Below are 19,329 nucleotides of genomic sequence, written 5' to 3' on the forward strand. Positions count from 1 at the left end.
GGACTTTATCCAAGGAAAGCGGCATTTTCTGTGGCGTGCGGTTGATAGCGAAGGAGAAGTCCTGGGTTTTCTCGTACAACCAAGGCGAAACGCCAAAGCTGCCTTGAAGCTGATGAGAAAACTATAAAAAATCAAGGATTTACGCTGTCAAAAATCGTAACAGATAAACTGAAATTATATCATAAGGCATTTCGAACCTTACGTTTGAAGGCCGAGCATATTGACACCAAGCGATCGAACAATAAAGCAGAGAACTCGCATCTCCCGATACAACAAAGAGAACGAAAAATGCAGAAGTTTAAGTCACCAGGATCCGCTCAGAGATTTCTCAATATTCACTCAGCCACTTACAATAGCTTCTTCTTTCAACGTCACCTAATAAACCGATCTCATCTAAAACAAAGTCGCGCTGAAGCAATTGGCGTATGGGAAAATGCAAGCGCCGCTGCCTAAATATTGGCACTGAGATTTTTCTACGTCCATTGCAACTCAATTTGACATTGCCATTTAGTTGTATAGATTCAAACCAGCGTCCGAAAGATACCTACTAAACAACTATCACAATGCATTCATTTTACTCTGACAATTCTCTTCTCACAACACCTGACATACCTCTTCAAATTCGAAACGTGGTCCTCTATCGAAGTTTCGCGACGCGTCACTGTATCCTAGGGTGCAAAGAAAGTTTGATTTGACATGTGTGCCGGCAAAAAACTCCTGATCTACTCGAGCGTTGTCGAAACCTGACATTGGTCCACAATCAAGGCCAAGTGCCCGTGCGGCAATAATGAAATAGGCACCCTGTAGAGTGGAGTTACGGAATGCGTTGATTTGTGCAGCGGTTTCATTGTTTTCAAATATTTTCTTGTTCTCCGGTGCGTGCGGAAAGAGTTTCGGTAAATACTCAAAGAATTCCATATCGTGGCCTAACACTGCTACAATTGGCGCCGATTGAACCCGAGCAATATTTCCATCAAAAAGCGCAGGCATGATGCGCTTCTTTGCCTCTTCTGTGGTCAGAAAACAAAGACGAACAGGACAGCTGTTCATACTTGTCGGACCCCATTTCATAAGGTCGTATAGCTCTCGTAAAAGATCCAAATCTACTTGCTTATCAGTAAACAGGTTTGCGGTTCTGGCCTCTGTGAACAAAAGAGCACGGGCGTCGGCACTTAAGGTGTTACTCATTGTATCCTCAACGGGTTAATTCTGTAATTTGGGGGAAAATGACCAATAAAGCGGTCACTAAAATCATGATCAAAACGAACGGAAAAGCACCCGCGAATATTTCACCAAGAGTTACTTTTGTGTTACCAAGCGCGGCTTTCACGACATAAACAGTGAGTCCCAGCGGCGGCGTCAACAATCCTATTTCGACGGCGACAACACTGACAATTCCGAACCAGATCAAGTCTGCATTAAAAGCCGCCAATGTTGGCAAGATTAGCGGGAGAGTAATGAGCATAATTGAAACAGAATCCAGCACCATACCCATTATCAACACGACGATAAGGTATACTATAATGATCCCGTAGAAACCCAGATCTGCGGTCGTAATCATGTCTATGACTTCTCCGGGTAATCCTGAAAGCGCAATCATTCTGGTGTACATGTTAGCGCCGATAATCAAGAACAAGATCGAGACCGAGACATGCCCAGTATCAACAAGCATATTCCAAATAATGCGGCCCGATAGCATTCCGGGATTAAATATCGCCTTTAGACACACAATAATAAAGGCAAAGAAAGCACCAACGGCACCCGCTTCCGTGGGCGTGAAAACTCCGCCATAAATACCCCCCAACACCGCTACAATAAGAACGACGATGGGAGCCATTTTGATCGTCGCGGATTTCAGTGTTTCATGCGCCTCATCTTTCTTGCTCCACGCTCGCGGTATATTTTCTACAATTGGCACATGTGGTTGCCCAGCAAAGCTCGGCCAAAACTTACAAATAAATATGATAGCGATACAAAAACATAAGGATAAAAGGATGCCAGGCGCAACAGCCGCAGTAAAAAGAGCACCAACGGAAACTTCCGCGAGGACGCCGTAGACAATAAGCAATAAGCTCGGAGGAATGAGCATCCCCAACACGGAACTACCTGCGACAATCCCTACGGAGAATTTTGCCGTATATCCATGCTCCATCATTGGCGGCACTGAAACTTTTGTGAAGACTACTGCGGAGGCAATAGATACACCGGTAATTGCCGCAAATATTGCGTTAGCAACTACGGTCGCGACACCTAGTCCGCCTGCAATTTTTTGAGTTAACCATTGGCATACTTCGAACGTGTCCCTTCCAATATTGCCAACATTGACAAGCATCCCCATCAGCACGAATAACGGAATGACGCCAAATAATTGATCCTGAATCGCGCCTGCGGAGGCTATTTTTAGAAGACTTACAGCTGTGAAAAAATCATCCCGGATCAACCACGCACCAATGAAGGACAAAAGAATAAGGGCAACGCCAATATGCATGCCCGCAAGTATAAGGCCAAGCATAGCTGCTATCAAAATGAGTCCGATTGACATTGGTTCTAATTCTGGACTTAGAAATACAAACCCGACAATGAAAAAGAGACCAAGCCCAACAACAGCCCACCAGCCTTTGGGAGCCTCCGGTCTGGCGTCTGGATGATCAGGCTCATTAACAATTGCTTTGCGGACGAAATCACCGGTTTGTACTAAAAACTCAATAGTCGTAATTATCGCACAAAAGGCCATTATTGCCTTGAATGGCCAGACGAGGATTGTCAGTTCTCCTTGTTGCCCGAAATATTCCTTGGTTTCAAACGCATTGAGAGCATCGGGCGTAAGGCCCCAGGCTATCAGTGCAAACACGCCAGCCCCAAAAAGATGAAAAACAGCATTAAAAATACTGGCCGCCGTTGGATACGCCACGAGAAGATAGTCGATAAACGCATCCGCACGGGTCAGCTTCAATCTTCTGAGCGTATTGGACATTTGTAAAAAAACAATCGCGACGATCGAGTAGCCAACAAATTCAGGAACTCTGGGCAATGGATAATCAAAGAAATACCTAGCCGATACGTCAGCACAGATGATAACCATCAATGCAACGATCCAAAGCGTACCGATCCCGTTCAGTAATGCGCCAAAACTACCCAAAGCATGGAAAGGACGCCGACCCGTCCACCAGATATTCCGACCCCAGGAAATGGGTAAAGAATGCTGCGGCGGCAATCCTGCCGCCACAGCCAACTGTTTCAATAAAGAGCCCACTTACTGGCCCCAGTTACGTGAAGGCGTTACACCTAACTTCTGAACACCCTCCATATAAGCATCCAATACCTTTGTTGCGGCAGCACCCTGACTTTCGCTCGCGTCGCGCCATTCACTTGCCAAGTCAGGTAAGGTTTCTACCCACATTAAGCGCTCTTCATCGCTTAATACTGTAACAGTCGCCCCTGCTTCTACCATTTTTGCTTCGAATATACCGGCCAGTTTCATCAGCTTCTCAGCATGTATTACGGTGTATTCCTCGCCAAGCTCGATCAGAACTTGTTGCACGTCCTTTGGGAGCTTGTCCCATTTGGATTTATTGATCGTCATACCGCCGGTCATTTGCGCACCAATTCCAACTTTGGTAATATTTGGTGCGACTTCATAAAGTTTAAAAGGAAAGGCTCCGGAAAAAGCAATTAAGACGCCGTCAGCAACACCAGTTTTGAGCAAATTGTAAAATCCCGGCAGTCCTGCGTTTACCGGCGCGGCGCCTGTCCCCTTCAGCCAGTTGCCAACAGATCCAGCCGCAATAATTTTCATTCCTTTTAAGTCTACCAAGCTCTTCACAGGTTCTTTGGTCAACAAGTGATAGGTTTCTATGCCACTTGCCCCTAGAAAGACTTGGTTTTGTTTTTCCCAAGCTTCGTTAAGTTCAGGAACGTCTTTGTGAAGCTGGTTCATCAAGGCGAGTATTTTCGGCAAGTCGTCAGAAACGAATGGCGTATGAAAAGTCACGTTTTGTAGCGGCATTTGAGATTCTTCCCACAACGTGCCGACCCACCCAACATCAGTAATACCATCTCTTACAGATTCTAATGTTTTGTCATACTTGAACAATGCCCCGCCATAAGATTCTGTCCATTTGATGCGATAATCAGAGCCCATGGCTTCAAGCTTCTTATTGCTTTCTGGAACAACATGATCTTTCATCACCCCGACCCAAGGAACGGCCGTAGGGTGACTAGACGCTATTGTGAGCCTAATAGTTTCCAGTGCACTTGCTGCCCCTGAAGACGCTGCTATGCCTACTGCGACGACGGAGGCCGCAGCTAATTTCCCCAATAATGTTTTCATAGTTTACTCCCAGATTTTTCAATTAAATTTTATAGTTGCATTCCTCATCGAGCAGGCGGAATACCGTGATAGGCTTTTTCAATAAGCCTTCTTATTGAATCCCGTTCCATTTCCCGTGGATTCCAATATGGATTCGCGATTGCGATTTCAGCTGCCCGATCAATCCCTTCTTCAGGCATCCCTAGTTCCTTCAACGTGGTTGGAGCGTTGAGAGACTTCGCAAAGTTATACAGACCTAGACCCGGCTTATCCGTTTGCAGGGCATCAGCAATAGGTCTTAAGAGTTCCGGGACGGCCGCCGCGTTAAACGCCATCGCGTGAGGCAATATTACAGCGTGCGTTTCAGCATGCGGCAAATCGAAGGTTCCGCCGATTACATGGCAAAGTTTATGATGTAGCGCCATACCGACAGAGCCTAAAACAGTGCCGCATAGCCAAGTTCCATAAAGGGCATCTTCTCGGGCCTCAACATTTTGTGGATCGCCCTGAATTATCGGTAGCGAACGGATCATTGCCTGAATGCCGTCTAAGGCCATAAGAGATGATATTGGATTTCGATCTTGTGCATAGAGTGCCTCGGCAGCATGAGCTATTGCATTCAGGCCACTTGTCGTTGTCATCTTAGGTGGCAGGCTCATTGTCAAATCCGGATCATAAATGACAACTTCCGGCAGAATTTTCGGATCCTTTATGGTTGTTTTGACGCCATTTTCGGTTTGACCTAGAATGGGTGTGACTTCAGATCCCGCATAAGATGTCGGAATAATAATTTGCGGAAGATCTGTTCTCCATGCAATTGCCTTTGCAAGGCCTGTCGTCGATCCACCACCATAAGCAACGATGCAGTCAGCTTTGGTGTTCGCCAGTTCATGCAGTGCCGTTTCCGTAACGTCGGTTGGAGTATGCATGGTCGCATTGTGGAAGACACCAGCACATTTATTATCAAGTTGATGTGCCATTTTATTTACGTCATCTGCCTGAAAAGGCGTTGACAGCAAAAATGCCTTCTTACAGCCGAGCGCCTCAATCTCTGCAGCTGTTTTGCTTATAGCCCCGGATCCAAATATGATTTTGGAAGGCAAAGAAATATATTGAAAATTATTCATCTAGATCGATCCGGCTAGTTCTGCTGTGACGCCGTAAGGACGAAATCATATTCCACAGACCAATAAGGATTTGAAATGTTTAGCTTGGCCGCTTTCTCAACATCATCATGATGCTCAAAATTCCCAATCAAGCTTTGTTTGACGCCGAACACGGCATCTTTTGTCAGATAGGGGTCATCGTTGACAAAAATATGGGTTGTGACGGTCTCAAATCCCGGCGCTGATACGATATAATGAAGATGAGCCGGCCGAGTATTGCCACGGTTGAGGCCTAGCAGTAATTTTCCGACCGGCCCATCCTTGGGAATTCCATAATAACAAGGTTTGATTGAGCGATAGAAATAGCGACCGTCCGCTCCGGTTTTATAGATCCCCCGCAAATTATGCTCGGGCTGGACGTCCGGCTGCTGGTTATCATAAAATCCATCGTGGCTCGCCTGCCATGTATCAATGACGGCTCCCTTGATAGGATTACCATCAACGTCAACAACCCGTCCTGAAGCATAAAGCGGCTCGCCTTTCCCATCATCTGAAATGCTGCTTCCCATTTCTCGATGCGGTACGTCCTCTACGTGGAATGGCCCGAGAACTGTATTTTCTGTTGCCCCTTCAGGGCGGCGCGTGTTGATGGCATCAACTAACATCGACACTCCTAAAACATCAGAAAGTAAAATCCATTCCTGCCGCTTATCGTCACAAATTTGCCCTGTGGCGGTAAGGAACCAAATTGCCCGCTCCCATTCGTCATAGGTAGGTTCGATTTCTTTCACTGCAGCGTGAAGGTGCCGAACGAATACCTCCATAACTGCTGCCAGACGTTTATCATTTGCATTTTTGATCCGTGCAATGACAACATCTGCTGAATTTTCTTCTGTAAAATAATCGATCGGATCCATTGTCGGTTTCCTTTTCCCCATTTTTTGCCATTGAGCCACAATAGTTTCGGCCAAGAGATGTTTCTATTTGCAATTATAACGAAACCCAAAATATTAAAAAATAATGATATTTAAGATTTACATATCATTTTGATATAGTAAATTTCCAATCTTCACGTTACCTGCCCATGAGCAATCTTCGTTTGATGCTGAAGATTCCGCAGGACTAACAGTTCGTCTGGTGTTGGTCGGAGTGTGGTCGCAACGTTTTCTGAAAAACGCACTTGCCATCCACACGTTTCTTGCACTTGTTCGCGTGTAACGCCTGAATGTAAGGACGATACCGTGAATTCTTTGGTTACAAGATCAGGCTTCCAGATCGCGAGATCGGTGACAAGCAGGCTAGGCCCTTTTGTTGTGATACCAAACTCGTGGCGCTCGTCGTTCCCAGCACCGTGGCCGTAGGACGTAAAGAAATCGATTTTTTCGACCATGCCCCGCAAAGATTGCTTCATTGTTATGAATATTTCACCGCAAGAAGTTGCTATCTCCGGAGCGCCGCCCCCTCCTGGCAGCCGCGTCTTAGGATTTTTATAATCGCCAATAATTGTTGTATTGATGTTGCCAAAGCGATCCATTTGGGCTGCCCCCAGGAATCCAATAGAAATCCTCCCTCCCTGCAACCAATAACGAAACATTTCTGGCACCGAAACTGTTGTAACGGCGGTTTCGCAAAGCTCCCCGTCACCAATGGAAAGTGGCAAAACCGAGGGTGCGGTTCCAATAGTTCCGCTTTCGTAAATTAAAGTTATGTCTGGAGCATGTGACAAGCGCGCAACATTGCATGCCGCGGAGGGTGCACCGATGCCGACAAAACAGACGTCTTCATTCTTTAGAGCTCGTGATGCAGCGATGATCATCATTTCGTCTGCAGTGAAAGCAAAATCGGTCATACTATCCTCCTGAACTTTGCAACTCGGTCGTTTAAATCTTCCGGCATCGCATCCAGAACAAATTCCGTCATCCAGGAAAGGAAGTGTTCTCGATCTGATGCAATTTCATCCCATTGAATATAACTCGCGTTGTCACGTTCATAGTAACCGTGGGCATATGATGGATGGGCACCGCCTGGAACGACAGAAACCGCAGAAATTGTCCAGTTAGGGAGAATGCAGGCATTAGGATGAATATCATCGAAGTCCTCTACAATCTCTTCGACCGTGACAACCGCACGCTTTGCCGCCAGAGCCGCTTCTTTTTGAACGCCAATAATTCCCTCGATGAGGACATCACCCTTGCGATTTGCCTTTTGCGCGTGGATAAAAGTAACGTCTGGGTTGAGAGCTGGAACCGCGGCAAGTTCTTCGCCCGTAAACGGGCATCGGATAGACTTAATATTGGCATTTACGTCTTTCAGGCCTGCCCCACGGTACCCTCGAAACACGGCAAAAGGTAGTCCTGACGCACCTGCTTCATAGGCATTGGCCATAGCTGCATGGGAATGCTCCTCAATTGAAAGTGGCGCCGGCCATGCGTTCTCAACTGCATCCCGAAAGCGCCGCAATAGACCGACACCCGGATTTCCCGCATAAGAAAAGATCACCTTTTTGGCCATACCCATTCCAATCATTTGGTCATAAACGATATCAGGTGTCATCCTGACCAAAGTAAGATTGGTAAATTGCTGTCGTATAGCTTCATGTGCCGCAGCATGCGGAATGAGATGTGTAAATCCCTCGAAAGAGACAGTGTCCCCGTGGTTAAGATTTTGCGAAACCGCGTCGGTAAGGCTGAGAAAATTTGTCATCTGTATTATTTTCGATACCTAAATGTTGTTCTTGATTAAGTATAGGTGGTCTGTTTAATATGAAAAAATAATGTTCGAGATGATTTAGATAACAATTTGGTATGTACGTAGATCCACGACATCTCATGCAATTAGCCACGATCATTGATGCCGGTGGCTTTACCGAAGCGGCGGCTCGATTAGGCACGACGCAACCGGCTCTTTCGCGTACTATAATAGAGCTAGAGAAGCGTCTAGGTGAAATGCTATTTATTCGTAGGCGGCGACCACTTCAGCCAACGCCAATCGGATTGATGCTCGCCGAACAAGGCCGCGCAATTTCTTCTGCGACGGCAAAAGCGTCTGAACGAATTGAGCAGTTTCGGGACGGTCAGGAAGGATCCATCCGGATTGGTGGTCCGCCTTACTTTATGGATGCAATGGTGTCCGGCACAATTGCCGACTTTCAAGCCGTCAATCCGGGAGTACGAATTGATCAGATCAATGGTTATACGGCTGATTTAATCGCACTGGCGCGGAGTGCGCAGATTGATCTTGCAATTTGCCCAATTGATCTAATGAACCATGATCTTGATTTCGAATTCATTCCGTTGATTGAATCTCGTAACATTATTGCCTGCCGTCACGATCACCCACTCGTCTGCGAACCACATCTTACAGCCGAAATGCTCGTGTCCTATCCATGGATCGCACCCCCCCCGAATAGCCCTCTATTATCAGACTTAAAAAGTGCGCTTTTGTCCATGGGTGCAGACCGTATTCAGATCAATTATTCTGCAACAACACTAGCAAGCGTCATCAATCATCTTAAAAGATCAGAATGCCTGACAGTCCTACCGTATTCCGTTGTTTTCTCTTTACGAGATGTAGGAGACATTAAAGCACTTCCGCTGGAACTTGATCATCCAAAAAGATTTATAGGTATGCTTAGATCAAATCTTGTCGCAAAGACGCCTGCCATTGACCGGTTTTCAGAATTTCTCGTTACGAGTTTTAAAGAGAGCCAGGATTTAATCCGGCGCCACGAAAATGTAGTTGTTTGGGGACGTTAGAGCTTCGTCTATATAACGGCCTCAACCATCTTAAATCAAACAATCATATGCCATGAAAAGCAGCATGTTCATGCGCGGGCGGTTTTTCGGACTTGATGATTTAATTCGTCCAAGGGTGTTGTCACATTAACTTTTGTCTCCGGCTTCATTTGATCGATCTCACCTCAAGCAATGTCGCGCTGCAGCATTTGGCATTTGGGCAACTGCAAGCGCTGCAGCTTAAATATTTTTATTGAGCCTTCTCTGCGCCTTCCGCAAGTTAATGTGACAATGCCATCAAGGACATGCTTGTGCAGATTCAAAAACATGAAATTTCCATGATGAAAACCACATAAGGGTTTTAGTATCTAATGTCGAAGCGGGTGTCACCACGGCAAAGCCTTGCAACTGTTTGAGAGCCAATCTACGAAGAGACGTACTTTAGCAGAGAGGTGGCGGTTTTGCGGAAAGATGGCGTGAATAATGAGCTCAGGATCGGTGTGGTATTGAGGGAGAACGCGTATCAGTTGGTTTGAATCCAGGTATGTGGCTACAGAAAAAATTGGCAATACAGCCACGCCTATTCCTTCAAGGCAGGCCTCCAACATCATCTCCGCGCTATCGGTTGCGAATACTTTGTTGAGTTCTGTACTGCCTTTAACACCATTTTCATCAATGTGACGCCATTCATTGATATTACCGTGTTTACTGAAAAGGACCGCGGGAAGTTTTAATAGTTCATTTGGAATTTCAGGTATACCATGATGACTAAGAAAGGCCGGACTGGCGCATAGTATAATTGGGCAAGGCGCTAGTTGCCGAGCGATAAGAGACGAATCCTCCAATGTTCCGATACGAACAACCACGTCGTACCCTTCACCAATGACATCTACTTTTCGATCATCAAAATCGATCTCCATTTGAACCTCAGAATACGCCTTCACGAAAGCCGCAATTGGCTTTGTTAGATATTGTTTTCCAAACGTCGTTGGCACATTGACTTTCAAATGACCCGTTGGCGAACTTTTTAAATCTTGGATTTGACGTTCAACTTCGTCGAGATCATCGAGGGCAATACGAGCGCGATTATGAAAAATTTCGCCTTCTTCTGTCAAAGAAATCTGTCGCGTTGTTCGGTGAAGTAACCGTACACCCAACTGATCTTCCAATGCTTGCACCTGTTTGCTGAGCGCCGGACCTGTCATGCCCATTGAGCGTGCGGCCCCCGCAAAACTTTGATGTTTCACAACGGTAAGAAAGATAGAAATACGCGAAATATGATCCATATTAGTTCCTTTATGGAATTAATCATATTAGCACAATATATATTATCATTAATATTGGAACCTATATATTACAACCCATCAGAACAATGATAATCCAATTTACCTTCTTATGGAGAAGATCAATGACTACATATGACACTAGTCCACAAAACTACGGTGCGTTTACATTGCGCATCGCATTAGGAAGCATTTTGTTAGCCCATGGTCTACTAAAGGTATTTGTATTTACTATTCCTGGTACTATCGGTTTTTTTGAAAGTATCGGGCTACCCGCTATTTTTGCCTATTTGACTATCCTAGGTGAATTGGTTGGTGGGATCGCATTAATATTTGGATTTTATTCACGCTTAACGGCACTCCTTAGCCTTCCAATATTGATTGGCGCGACATGGGCACATATTGGCAATGGTTGGGTGTTTAGTAACGCTGGTGGCGGTTGGGAATTTCCGGCTCTTTTGGTCGTTCTTGCCGTCACTGTTGCAATGCAGGGAAATGGAGCATTTGCGTTCCGCACGTTACCGATCATTGACAGACTAGTTCCGGACGCTCTCAAAGTTTAATCAGATAATTAGTAAAAATGGAAAATTTATTATGATTACAATTAATCCATATGAAGAGTTAGGTCATGCACAGCATGGCTGGCTCGAAGCACGGCATCATTTTAGCTTCGCTGAATATCATAATCCCAAACGGATGGAATTTGGGGCCCTCCGCGTGATCAACGACGATGTTATAAAAGCAGGAACGGGATTTGATACGCACCCTCATCGGGACATGGAAATTATCACTTATGTTCGCAAAGGTGCAATTACCCATCGCGATAGCCATGGCAATAAAGGGCGGACTGAAGCCGGTGATGTGCAGGTGATGAGCGCTGGGCGCGGTGTCTTCCATTCCGAATATAATTTGGAAGATGTCGATACCAACATCTACCAAATATGGATCCAACCAAATAAACGCGGTGTCGATCCGGACTGGAATAGCCATGCTTTCCCGAAAGATCCGGTAAAAAACAAACTATCTCTTTTAGTGTCAGGAAACGGTGAAGCGCCACTTTCTATCCATCAAGATGCTTATATTTATGCAGGTAGATTAGAGAAAGCTACAATTATTGACCACCCGATTATCCATCAAATCTATTTACTTGTCTCCGAAGGCTGCCTCGAAATAAACGGACGGGAAATTAGAAAAGGCGACGGCGTCCAAATTACAGATAGGCAATCGTTTAAGATCAAGGCCTTATCAGACGCTGAAGTGTTGGCCATTGATGTCCCGAATTCTTACTCCAAATAACGGGATTGTCACATTAACTTAGTGGCGAGAAAATCGATGCTGAACTAATCTCCACCGATGCAAAAGATCTCATATTCTCGGCATCGCTTCGCGCCTTGTATCATTCAGCATGCAGTCTGGCTGTACGCTCATTTTACGTTGAGTTATCGGATTGTAGAAGACCTGCTGGCCGAACGAGGCCTGGATATTTCGTACGAAACGGTTTGGCAATGGTTCCAGAAATTCGGTACACCAATTGCACGAAATCTGAGATCTTCCCGCCCTATTCCCAATGACATATGGCATCTGGATGAAATGGTCATCAACATCCGAGGAAAGCGCCATTTCCTTTGGCGTGCCGTTGATAGCGAAGGAGAAGTGCTGGATTTCCTTGTACAGCCAAAACGAAACGCTAAAGCTGCCTTGAAACTGATGCGTAAACTACTCAAGAAACAAGGCAATGCGCCAACCCACATGGTAACAGATAAATTTAAATCTTATCGCAAAGCGTTTCGAACTCTGGACTTGAATGCTGAGCATATTGATAACAAACGGTTCAATAATTGGGCGGAAAATTCTCATCTTCCTGTCAGACGAAGAGAGCGAAAAATGCAGAAGTTTAATTCACCCGGATCTGCTCAAAGATTTCTCAATATACATTCAGCCACTTACAATAGCTTTTACGTCCAACGTCACCTAAGAAATCGATCTCACCTCAAGCAATGTCGTGCCGCAGCATTTGACGTTTGGGCGACTGCATGCGCTGCAGCTTAAATATTTCTATTGAGGCTTCTCAGCGCCTTCCGCAAGTTAATGTGACAATGCCACAGAATTAGCTGTCGGTTTCCGTACGCTTGGCGAGAGTCATACTAATCGACACTAAAATCAAAGATAGAGCCGCTATTTTCTGCCATGTCAATTGGTCCCCCAGGAGAATAACGGCTGATGAAACGCCAACGATTGGCGCCAGCAATGTCGCGATAGCTGCAACTGTCGCTGGCAATCTATCGACTAATATAGTCCACAATGTGTAGCAAACTACCATAGGACCAACAGTGTGATATAGAAGTGTCAGTAAAACTGAGGCCGATGGCACGCTTTGTTCCCAAGGTGGTTCAAATAGTAGGACAAGCGGCCAACACACGATGCTGGAAACAGCAAGGAACCATACTGTCAGAGGCAATGCCGATAAACTCCAAGTACGGGACTTTAAAGCAACATTTCCAAGCGCCCAGGTAAAAGCAGCAAAAAACATAATGACTGGACCAGTTGGATCGCTTAACAAGGCGCCAAAGTTTTCGGATGCGAGAACACCAATACCAGCCATACCTAAAACCAACGCGACTTTGTGCTGTGCCTCAAGGTTTTCGCCCAATACAACCGAAGCAAATACCGCTGTCAGCGCGGGCATAGTATACGCAATAATAGCTGCTTTAGAAGTTTCCGTTACCATCTGGCCAAACGCGGTCAAGATATTGAAACCAAAAATAATTAAGAGCCCTGTGATAACGATTGGCAGAACGTCACGGGTTGCGGGCAACAAATTCTGGCCTCGCACATAAGCAATGAATGCTAATATAATGGCGGCAAATAGGAACGCAATTGCTCGGATCGTAAACGGCGGCATTTCGGTTAACATGAATTTGACTGCTGGCCAATTTAGTCCCCACAAGAGACCAATCAAAACAACAAACATAATAGATGAGTATCCAGACCGACCCAGCAAATTGAATTCTCCACGGTTTAGGTGTGCCTTAAATCAAGATGTCTAAGGTGGCGGACTAAAGGCAAAGTAGGTTAGATACTCACCTTTGGTATTTGACAAAGGGCGTCAATTTTGCAACCTTATCATAGAGCTTTCGACCTGCCTCGTTGAAATCCTGAGTAAGCCAGTAAACCTGTGAACAATTGTGCAAATCAGCTTTTTCATAAACTGCCTCTATCAGCGCACGACCTACGCCTTTTCCACGCAGATTTGACGTGGTGAAGAGATCGACCAAATAGCATCTAGGCTCAGGATGCCACGTATGAGCATGAAAAACATAAGTGGTAAATCCAATCAGTTCACCTGATTCACCTTCACATACCAGACAAAAAGGACCATTGGCATCAGGCTCCATAAAACGTTGCCATGTGTTTTCCGTTGTTTCCGTCAAGTCCACTTCATAATAATTTTGGTAACCTTTCCACAAAGGATCCCATCCTTCACGATCACCGATTTTAACTCTTCGTATTGTCACAACTTAGTTCCCCTACTTTGTAAGTAATTTCGTAATACTTGTGAGCACCACCGGCGCTGAAATATTCTAATTGAACGCAGTTTTCTAGGTGTTGTCACATTAACTCAATACTTGCCTAATTTAACTTTATTGTAGAAATACAGAACCCATAAATTCATTAAAAACAACACCCGCATTTTAACGGGCATCGAGATATTGCGATTAAAAAGTTAATGTGACAATACCGTCCGATGGTTATTGTGACGGATAAGCTTCGCTCCTATCGAGCAGCAATGAAAGAAATAAGCAACGCGGACCGACAGGAAACCGATCGGTGAGTGAACAGTCGAGCTGAAAATTCGCATCTACCTTTCCGACGACGAGAACGCGCGATGATCAAATTCAGGAGTGAGAAATCTCTTCAGAAATTCGTCTCTATTCATTCTTCAATTCATACTCATTTTAATTTGGAACGCCATCTCACTTGCCGACAACAATTCAAACTTAATTGAGAAGCTGCTCTTGCAGACTGGCGTCAGTTCGCTGCCTGAAAAGTTACACTGCGCTTCTTTTTAGCGCTTGGATATTTTACTCTGGCAGTGCCTTCTTGACGCCTACCGTAAGTTAATGTGACAACGCCGGATTGTTTGCGGAACAACAAAGACGATGTTTGCTTTTTGCTGCTAGAAAAGCCTTTATTATGGAAAGTTCATCGACTAAAAATTGTGGTATTGTTCTAGACATGTCTGTAGATGAGGTCATGCGTGAATGGCCGCAAACTATCCAAATCTTCGTCAAGAATCATATGTTATGTATAGGCTGCGCGCTGGCAACATACCACTCTGTCGATTACGCAGCTAAGGAACACGATCTGGATACCGTCCAGCTTCTATTAGACCTTAACAATGCCGCGACCGCCCCTAGTGAGTGACTATTTAGAACGATCCCCAGCCGCAATTATGGCTAGCTGATGGCCTTCCAACACTGTAATTCTTTTTCTTTCACTGGTTAATATTCCGTGCTGTTCCCAGGAACTTAATAGCCGGGAAACAGTATGCAAGGTTGTTCCGGTCATTTCTGAAATATCCTTACGAGAGATAGGAAAATCTATAAGGATTCCCTCATCAGTTTTTCGGCCTGTTTGTTGTGCAAGATTCAAAACCGCATTCGCAACCCGCTGCTCCACTCGCTCTGTTGACAATTCAACAAGCCGCTCCTGCGACTCTTGCAAACGCGCGCCCACCGTTTGATAGGTATTGGTCGCGAAAGTCGGATGCTTTTTCGTAATGACATTCCAATAATTATCGGACCATGAAAGTACGATGCAATCAACGGCCGCCACGGCGTTGGCTGGATATTTGTTCAGGCCGAGGGCTTGCGCGATGCCAAACAATTCGCCGCTGCAAATATAGCGGACAATAATTTGATCACCTTCGGCGGTTAAACGAGAAACACGAACATACCCATCAAGTAAGAGGAAAAACGAATGTGCATCCCCACCCTGATTGAAAATGGCCTCACCTTTTTCATACCTTCTGGACCTTGCATCAGTCAAAAGTTGTTTCAAGTCTGCAGCTTCGATTCCCCGAAAGGAAGGAATACCCGCAACTAGTGAAACATCGAGTGCCGACATAGAATTCCTTTACCATGTTTGTTAAAGCGCAAATTCAAATTTTATTGATCTGATAGGTTTCTGTATCAGGATAAGTATTTATTCCAAAGGATACAGTATGCGCAAGACCGCTGCCTTCGCAACGCTTATAACTGCTCATTCCCTTACGGAAAAGATATTTTCACGCCCAATTTCGTAAGGTTTCTAATGACAACTCCAAAATTAAAAAACTATCAAGGCCCTGCCCTCCTCAGTTACGGCTACAAACCGTTCTTTTTCTTTGGATCGTTGTATTCCGGATTTTCAGTTGTCCTGTGGCTTCCTCTTTTTTACGGGGAACTGGAACTTGCGTCAGAATTTGCCGCTGTCGACTGGCATATCCACGAAATGTTTTTTGGTTTTCTTGCTGCGGTCATAACGGGCTTCCTCTTCACTGCTGTGCCAAACTGGACTGGCAGGATGCCGGTTCGGGGATGGCCGCTTTTTATACTGGTCCTCATATGGCTGGCGGGGCGCATTGCTGTGACATTCTCTACTCATATCGGCTGGTTTACCGCGATGAGTATTGACCTTCTCTTTATCGCGAGCATCCTGGGCGTGCTGGCAAATGAGATTATATCAGGGAAAAACTGGCGAAATCTCACGGTGCTCTATCCCTTAATCTTGTTACTCTTCGCAAATGCCGGTTTTCATCTTGAAGCCCATTATTCGGACATAAGCGATGTCAGCCGTAGATTGGCAATGGCAGCGGTTATTCTATTAATCATGATCATCGGCGGCAGAATTATTCCAAGCTTCACGCGTAACTGGCTGGTGCGGGAAAACCCCGGTCGATTACCCATTACCTTCAGCCGCTTTGATTTGCTTAGCATTGCCTTTAGCGCGGTTGCACTTGCTGTTTGGGTCATATTCGGCACAGGAGATTTACCCGCTGTCCTGATGGCCATTGCCGCCGTCTTGCAGGTTATTCGGCTCTTCCGTTGGGCGGGAGACAGAACGTTGAGGGAGCCACTGGTGACGGTGCTGCATGTGAGTTACTTTTTTATCCCTATCGGGTTTTCCCTTATTGCATTCAACAGCTTCGCTCCCGAATTTGTTAGTCCTCTCGTTGGAATCCATGCGTTGGCGATCGGCGCCGTTGGTGGCATGACCTTGTCCGTCATGCTCAGGGCAACACTCGGTCATTCCGGGCAAGTAATAACAACTGGAAAAATGGCAAAGGCAATCTTCGCATCTGTCTTCCTTGCTGCCTTTTGCCGCATCATTGCTGAATTTGATGAAAACAACATTGATCTATGGCTCAATTTGTCCGCAGCCACGTGGTTTTTCGCCTTTGTTGGCTTCGGCCTTTCTTTTGCGCCTCTTTTCCTGAAGCAAAAACCCGGGAGTTGATCGCACATAATTCCTCGAGAAGTTTGTTTTAGATCAATTAAGCGTCTCACATTTTCCCGTATTCATAGGGCCTACCTGAAGGATCTTGCATTTTGCCGTGAAAACCACGGCGTTCCGAAGACGGTACTGAAATTGGACAATGGGTTTTGTATGATGTGTCGACTTCCAAAAATCAGGGATTTGCGAGCCGTTCTTTTGCTGCTACTTGTCGGTATTTTTGGATCATTTCTGAGCATTAACCTTGTTCGTGGGGGAGAAATTCAGAATATATCCGGGTATCTGGCCGATATCCCACCTGCTGAATTATTTGAAGGGGCTACCGGTTACGGCGATCAACTTGAGAATATTCCAATCATCCCCGTCCTTAAAGATGCGGACATTGTGGGATATACCTTTCTGAACACAGATTTTGTAAGTGCCATAGGATATTCCGGTAAGCCGATCGTTGTAATAATAGCAATGGCCAAAGATGGCATCGTATCCGCTGCAAGATTACTCGATCATGCCGAACCAATTATTCTGTCCGGGATCCCTGAGCAAAAGATCATAGATTTTATTGCCGGATACAACGGCATCGACATTATCACTCTGGCGCAAGAAAAAGGGGGTGAACCGCCCCCCGTAGATATTGTTTCAGGCGCCACTGTTACCGTCATGGTTATTGACGACAGCATCAAGCGTGCCGCCGTTCGGGCCGCCGCCGCACTTGGTCTGCGCGGCCTCAAAAGCCGGTCCACAACACCCAGGGTAAAAAAATCTCTAGTGCCCGGTGAGACGACCACCGAAGACTGGCAAACCCTTGTCGGAGACGGCTCCGTACGCCGCTTGCATATTAGTGTTGGTAACGTGAATAAAGCGTTTGAAACACAGGGCAATGCCAAAGCCATTGGGCGACCGGAAAAAGGCGTTGACGAAGAGACTTACATAGATCTTTACGCCGCTTCGCTGGCCATTCCGAGCATTGCGCTGAGCCTGCTGGGTGAGCGCGAGTATGCCAATCTGCAGAAGAAATTGAAGCCAGATCAACAGGCATTTCTGATTATGGGAAGTGGTCGATATTCCTTCCGCGGATCAGGCTATGTCCGGGGTGGAATTTTTGATCGTATCCAGGTTGTTCAATCCGGCGAAGCCTTCAGATTTACGGACCGCGGATATAAAAACCTGGGTCGTGTGGCAACGGAAGGCGCTCCGGATTTCAAGGAAGTCGCTCTGTTCCGTACCCCCAAAGGGGCAATTTTTGACCCTACCGAACCGTGGCAGCTGCAATTGCTGCTGCAACGCGCAATCGGGGCTCTGGAAAAAGTCTTCGTCGCTGCCGATCTAGATTACCAGTTACCGGCAAAATATGTCAAAACGAAAACGCCCCCCGCGCCCGTTACCACGTCATCACAAATCGACAATCTGGAAGATATCGCCGCCTCAAATGCTCTGTGGCAGCGTATCTGGAAGCAGAAAATTCCTGAAATTACCATTTTGGTTGCTGCCATCGTCCTATTGACCGCTTTGTTTTTTGTTCAAAATCAGATTGTCCAGCGCCGGGTTCTAACCGATCGCATTCGGATTGGGTTTCTGATTTTCACCTTGTTCTTTATCGGGTTTTACGCGCAGGCCCAGCTTTCCGTTGTTAATATTCTTGTCTTTGCCAACGCCCTGCTGTCAGGTTTCCAGTGGCAGTTCTTCCTGATGGAACCCCTCATCTTCATTCTCTGGTGCTCGGTCGCTGTTTCCCTGATATTTTGGGGGCGCGGTGCGTTCTGCGGATGGCTATGCCCCTTTGGCGCGTTGCAGGAGCTGACGAACAAACTCGCCAAGCTGGTAGGCATAAAGCAGATCACAGTGCCCTGGTGGCTGCATGAACGGCTATGGCCGATCAAGTATATCATCTTCCTCGCCTTGCTCGGCTTGTCTGTCTACTCTCTGCATCTGGCAGAAACGCTTGCGGAAATTGAGCCTTTCCGGACGTCAATTATCCTGCGGTTCATGCGCGGTTGGCCATACCTGATGTTCGTTTTTTCTCTGCTTTTTGCCGGCCTGTTCATTGAGCGCTTCTTCTGTCGCTATCTCTGCCCGCTTGGGGCGGCATTGGCGATACCGGGCAAGCTCGCTATGTTTAACTGGCTCAAACGCTATAACAACTGCGGCGACCCCTGCCATAAATGCGCACAGGAATGTATGGTTCAGGCCATTGATCCACGGGGCAATATCAATCCAAATGAGTGCCTCAACTGCCTGCATTGCCAACAGCTCTATTACGACCAGGACGCCTGCCCGGTTGTTATCCATGCACTCGCCAAATCCCGAAAAATGGGAGCGTCAATAAAAGTTTCCGATATTGGTGAAGATCCACTGTACCGAAAACCGCGGCGGCTCAACGAAACCAGAGGAATCGATTGAAAATC

18 protein-coding genes and 2 pseudogenes are annotated in these 19,329 nt (G+C 46.1%); 9 read left to right on the top strand and 11 right to left on the bottom strand.

Annotated elements, in window-relative coordinates:
- Positions 1–7: 7 nt before the first annotated feature.
- A pseudogene (locus tag V7723_RS19790) lies at positions 8–453 on the top strand (IS6 family transposase).
- 141 nt (positions 454–594) lie between these two features.
- On the opposite strand, the gene V7723_RS10230 reads toward V7723_RS19790, so the two are convergent.
- From V7723_RS10230 to V7723_RS10260, 7 genes are all read right to left on the bottom strand, one after another.
- Positions 595–1,188, bottom strand: coding sequence for a malonic semialdehyde reductase (locus tag V7723_RS10230; RefSeq protein ID WP_335684366.1), 594 nt, complete (start codon positions 1,186–1,188; stop codon positions 595–597).
- Between the two features lie 7 nt (positions 1,189–1,195).
- Positions 1,196–3,253, bottom strand: coding sequence for a TRAP transporter large permease subunit (locus V7723_RS10235; protein ID WP_335684367.1), 2,058 nt, complete (start codon positions 3,251–3,253; stop codon positions 1,196–1,198).
- Positions 3,254–4,330, bottom strand: coding sequence for a C4-dicarboxylate TRAP transporter substrate-binding protein (locus V7723_RS10240; RefSeq protein ID WP_335684368.1), 1,077 nt, complete (start codon positions 4,328–4,330; stop codon positions 3,254–3,256).
- 44 nt (positions 4,331–4,374) lie between these two features.
- Entirely contained in the window at positions 4,375–5,436 is a 1,062-nt protein-coding gene (locus tag V7723_RS10245) for a maleylacetate reductase (protein WP_335684369.1), read from the bottom strand.
- A 14-nt stretch (positions 5,437–5,450) separates the two neighbouring features.
- A complete protein-coding gene (locus tag V7723_RS10250) occupies positions 5,451–6,332 on the bottom strand; it encodes an intradiol ring-cleavage dioxygenase (RefSeq protein WP_335684370.1) in 882 nt (293 codons plus the stop codon).
- Between the two features lie 152 nt (positions 6,333–6,484).
- Positions 6,485–7,264, bottom strand: coding sequence for a CoA-transferase subunit beta (locus V7723_RS10255; RefSeq protein ID WP_335684371.1), 780 nt, complete (start codon positions 7,262–7,264; stop codon positions 6,485–6,487).
- Positions 7,261–8,118 carry a CoA transferase subunit A gene (locus V7723_RS10260; RefSeq protein ID WP_335684372.1) on the bottom strand — a complete coding sequence of 286 codons (858 nt, stop codon included), beginning with the start codon at positions 8,116–8,118 and terminating at the stop codon, positions 7,261–7,263. The genes V7723_RS10255 and V7723_RS10260 overlap by 4 nt, the downstream gene beginning before the upstream one ends.
- Positions 8,119–8,243: 125 nt before the next feature.
- Between V7723_RS10260 and V7723_RS10265 the strand changes: the two genes are divergently transcribed.
- Positions 8,244–9,170, top strand: coding sequence for a LysR family transcriptional regulator (locus V7723_RS10265; RefSeq protein WP_335684373.1), 927 nt, complete (start codon positions 8,244–8,246; stop codon positions 9,168–9,170).
- Between the two features lie 365 nt (positions 9,171–9,535).
- Here the strand turns inward: V7723_RS10265 and V7723_RS10270 are convergent, their stop codons facing one another.
- Positions 9,536–10,435 (bottom strand): LysR family transcriptional regulator, encoded by a 900-nt coding sequence (locus V7723_RS10270; RefSeq protein ID WP_335684374.1) that lies wholly within the window; start codon positions 10,433–10,435, stop codon positions 9,536–9,538.
- A gap of 122 nt (positions 10,436–10,557) precedes the next feature.
- Between V7723_RS10270 and V7723_RS10275 the strand changes: the two genes are divergently transcribed.
- Genes V7723_RS10275 through V7723_RS10285 form a run of 3 tightly spaced genes read left to right on the top strand, consistent with a single transcriptional unit; the run spans position 10,558 to position 12,481 of the window.
- Positions 10,558–10,995 carry a DoxX family protein gene (locus V7723_RS10275; protein WP_335684375.1) on the top strand — a complete coding sequence of 146 codons (438 nt, stop codon included), beginning with the start codon at positions 10,558–10,560 and terminating at the stop codon, positions 10,993–10,995.
- A gap of 31 nt (positions 10,996–11,026) precedes the next feature.
- On the top strand, positions 11,027–11,728 hold the full coding sequence (locus V7723_RS10280; protein ID WP_335684376.1) for a pirin family protein: 702 nt from the start codon (positions 11,027–11,029) through the stop codon (positions 11,726–11,728).
- 57 nt (positions 11,729–11,785) lie between these two features.
- Positions 11,786–12,481 (top strand): IS6 family transposase, encoded by a 696-nt coding sequence (locus tag V7723_RS10285; RefSeq protein ID WP_335684377.1) that lies wholly within the window; start codon positions 11,786–11,788, stop codon positions 12,479–12,481.
- A 58-nt stretch (positions 12,482–12,539) separates the two neighbouring features.
- On the opposite strand, the gene V7723_RS10290 is transcribed toward V7723_RS10285, so the two are convergent.
- Both V7723_RS10290 and V7723_RS10295 read right to left on the bottom strand, forming a co-directional pair.
- Positions 12,540–13,403: a DMT family transporter gene (locus V7723_RS10290; protein ID WP_335684378.1), complete on the bottom strand. Its 864-nt coding sequence runs from the start codon at positions 13,401–13,403 to the stop codon at positions 12,540–12,542.
- 109 nt (positions 13,404–13,512) lie between these two features.
- Positions 13,513–13,947, bottom strand: a complete 435-nt coding sequence (locus V7723_RS10295) for a GNAT family N-acetyltransferase (protein ID WP_335684379.1) — start codon at positions 13,945–13,947, stop codon at positions 13,513–13,515.
- Between the two features lie 227 nt (positions 13,948–14,174).
- On the opposite strand from V7723_RS10295, the pseudogene V7723_RS19795 reads away from it, so the two are divergent.
- A pseudogene (locus V7723_RS19795) lies at positions 14,175–14,438 on the top strand (DDE-type integrase/transposase/recombinase); the annotation flags it as partial.
- A gap of 230 nt (positions 14,439–14,668) precedes the next feature.
- On the top strand, positions 14,669–14,857 hold the full coding sequence (locus V7723_RS19800; protein WP_443024212.1) for a DUF1858 domain-containing protein: 189 nt from the start codon (positions 14,669–14,671) through the stop codon (positions 14,855–14,857).
- On the opposite strand, the gene V7723_RS10300 is transcribed toward V7723_RS19800, so the two are convergent.
- On the bottom strand, positions 14,858–15,559 hold the full coding sequence (locus tag V7723_RS10300; RefSeq protein ID WP_335684380.1) for a Crp/Fnr family transcriptional regulator: 702 nt from the start codon (positions 15,557–15,559) through the stop codon (positions 14,858–14,860).
- A gap of 186 nt (positions 15,560–15,745) precedes the next feature.
- Here V7723_RS10300 and V7723_RS10305 point away from each other — a divergent pair, with 186 nt between their 5' ends.
- Positions 15,746–16,930 (top strand): NnrS family protein, encoded by a 1,185-nt coding sequence (locus tag V7723_RS10305; RefSeq protein ID WP_335684381.1) that lies wholly within the window; start codon positions 15,746–15,748, stop codon positions 16,928–16,930.
- Between the two features lie 150 nt (positions 16,931–17,080).
- Positions 17,081–19,324, top strand: coding sequence for a 4Fe-4S binding protein (locus tag V7723_RS10310; RefSeq protein ID WP_335684382.1), 2,244 nt, complete (start codon positions 17,081–17,083; stop codon positions 19,322–19,324).
- Positions 19,325–19,329: the final 5 nt, after the last annotated feature.

Source organism: Sneathiella sp., assembly GCF_036960985.1.
Lineage (GTDB): Bacteria > Pseudomonadota > Alphaproteobacteria > Sneathiellales > Sneathiellaceae > Sneathiella.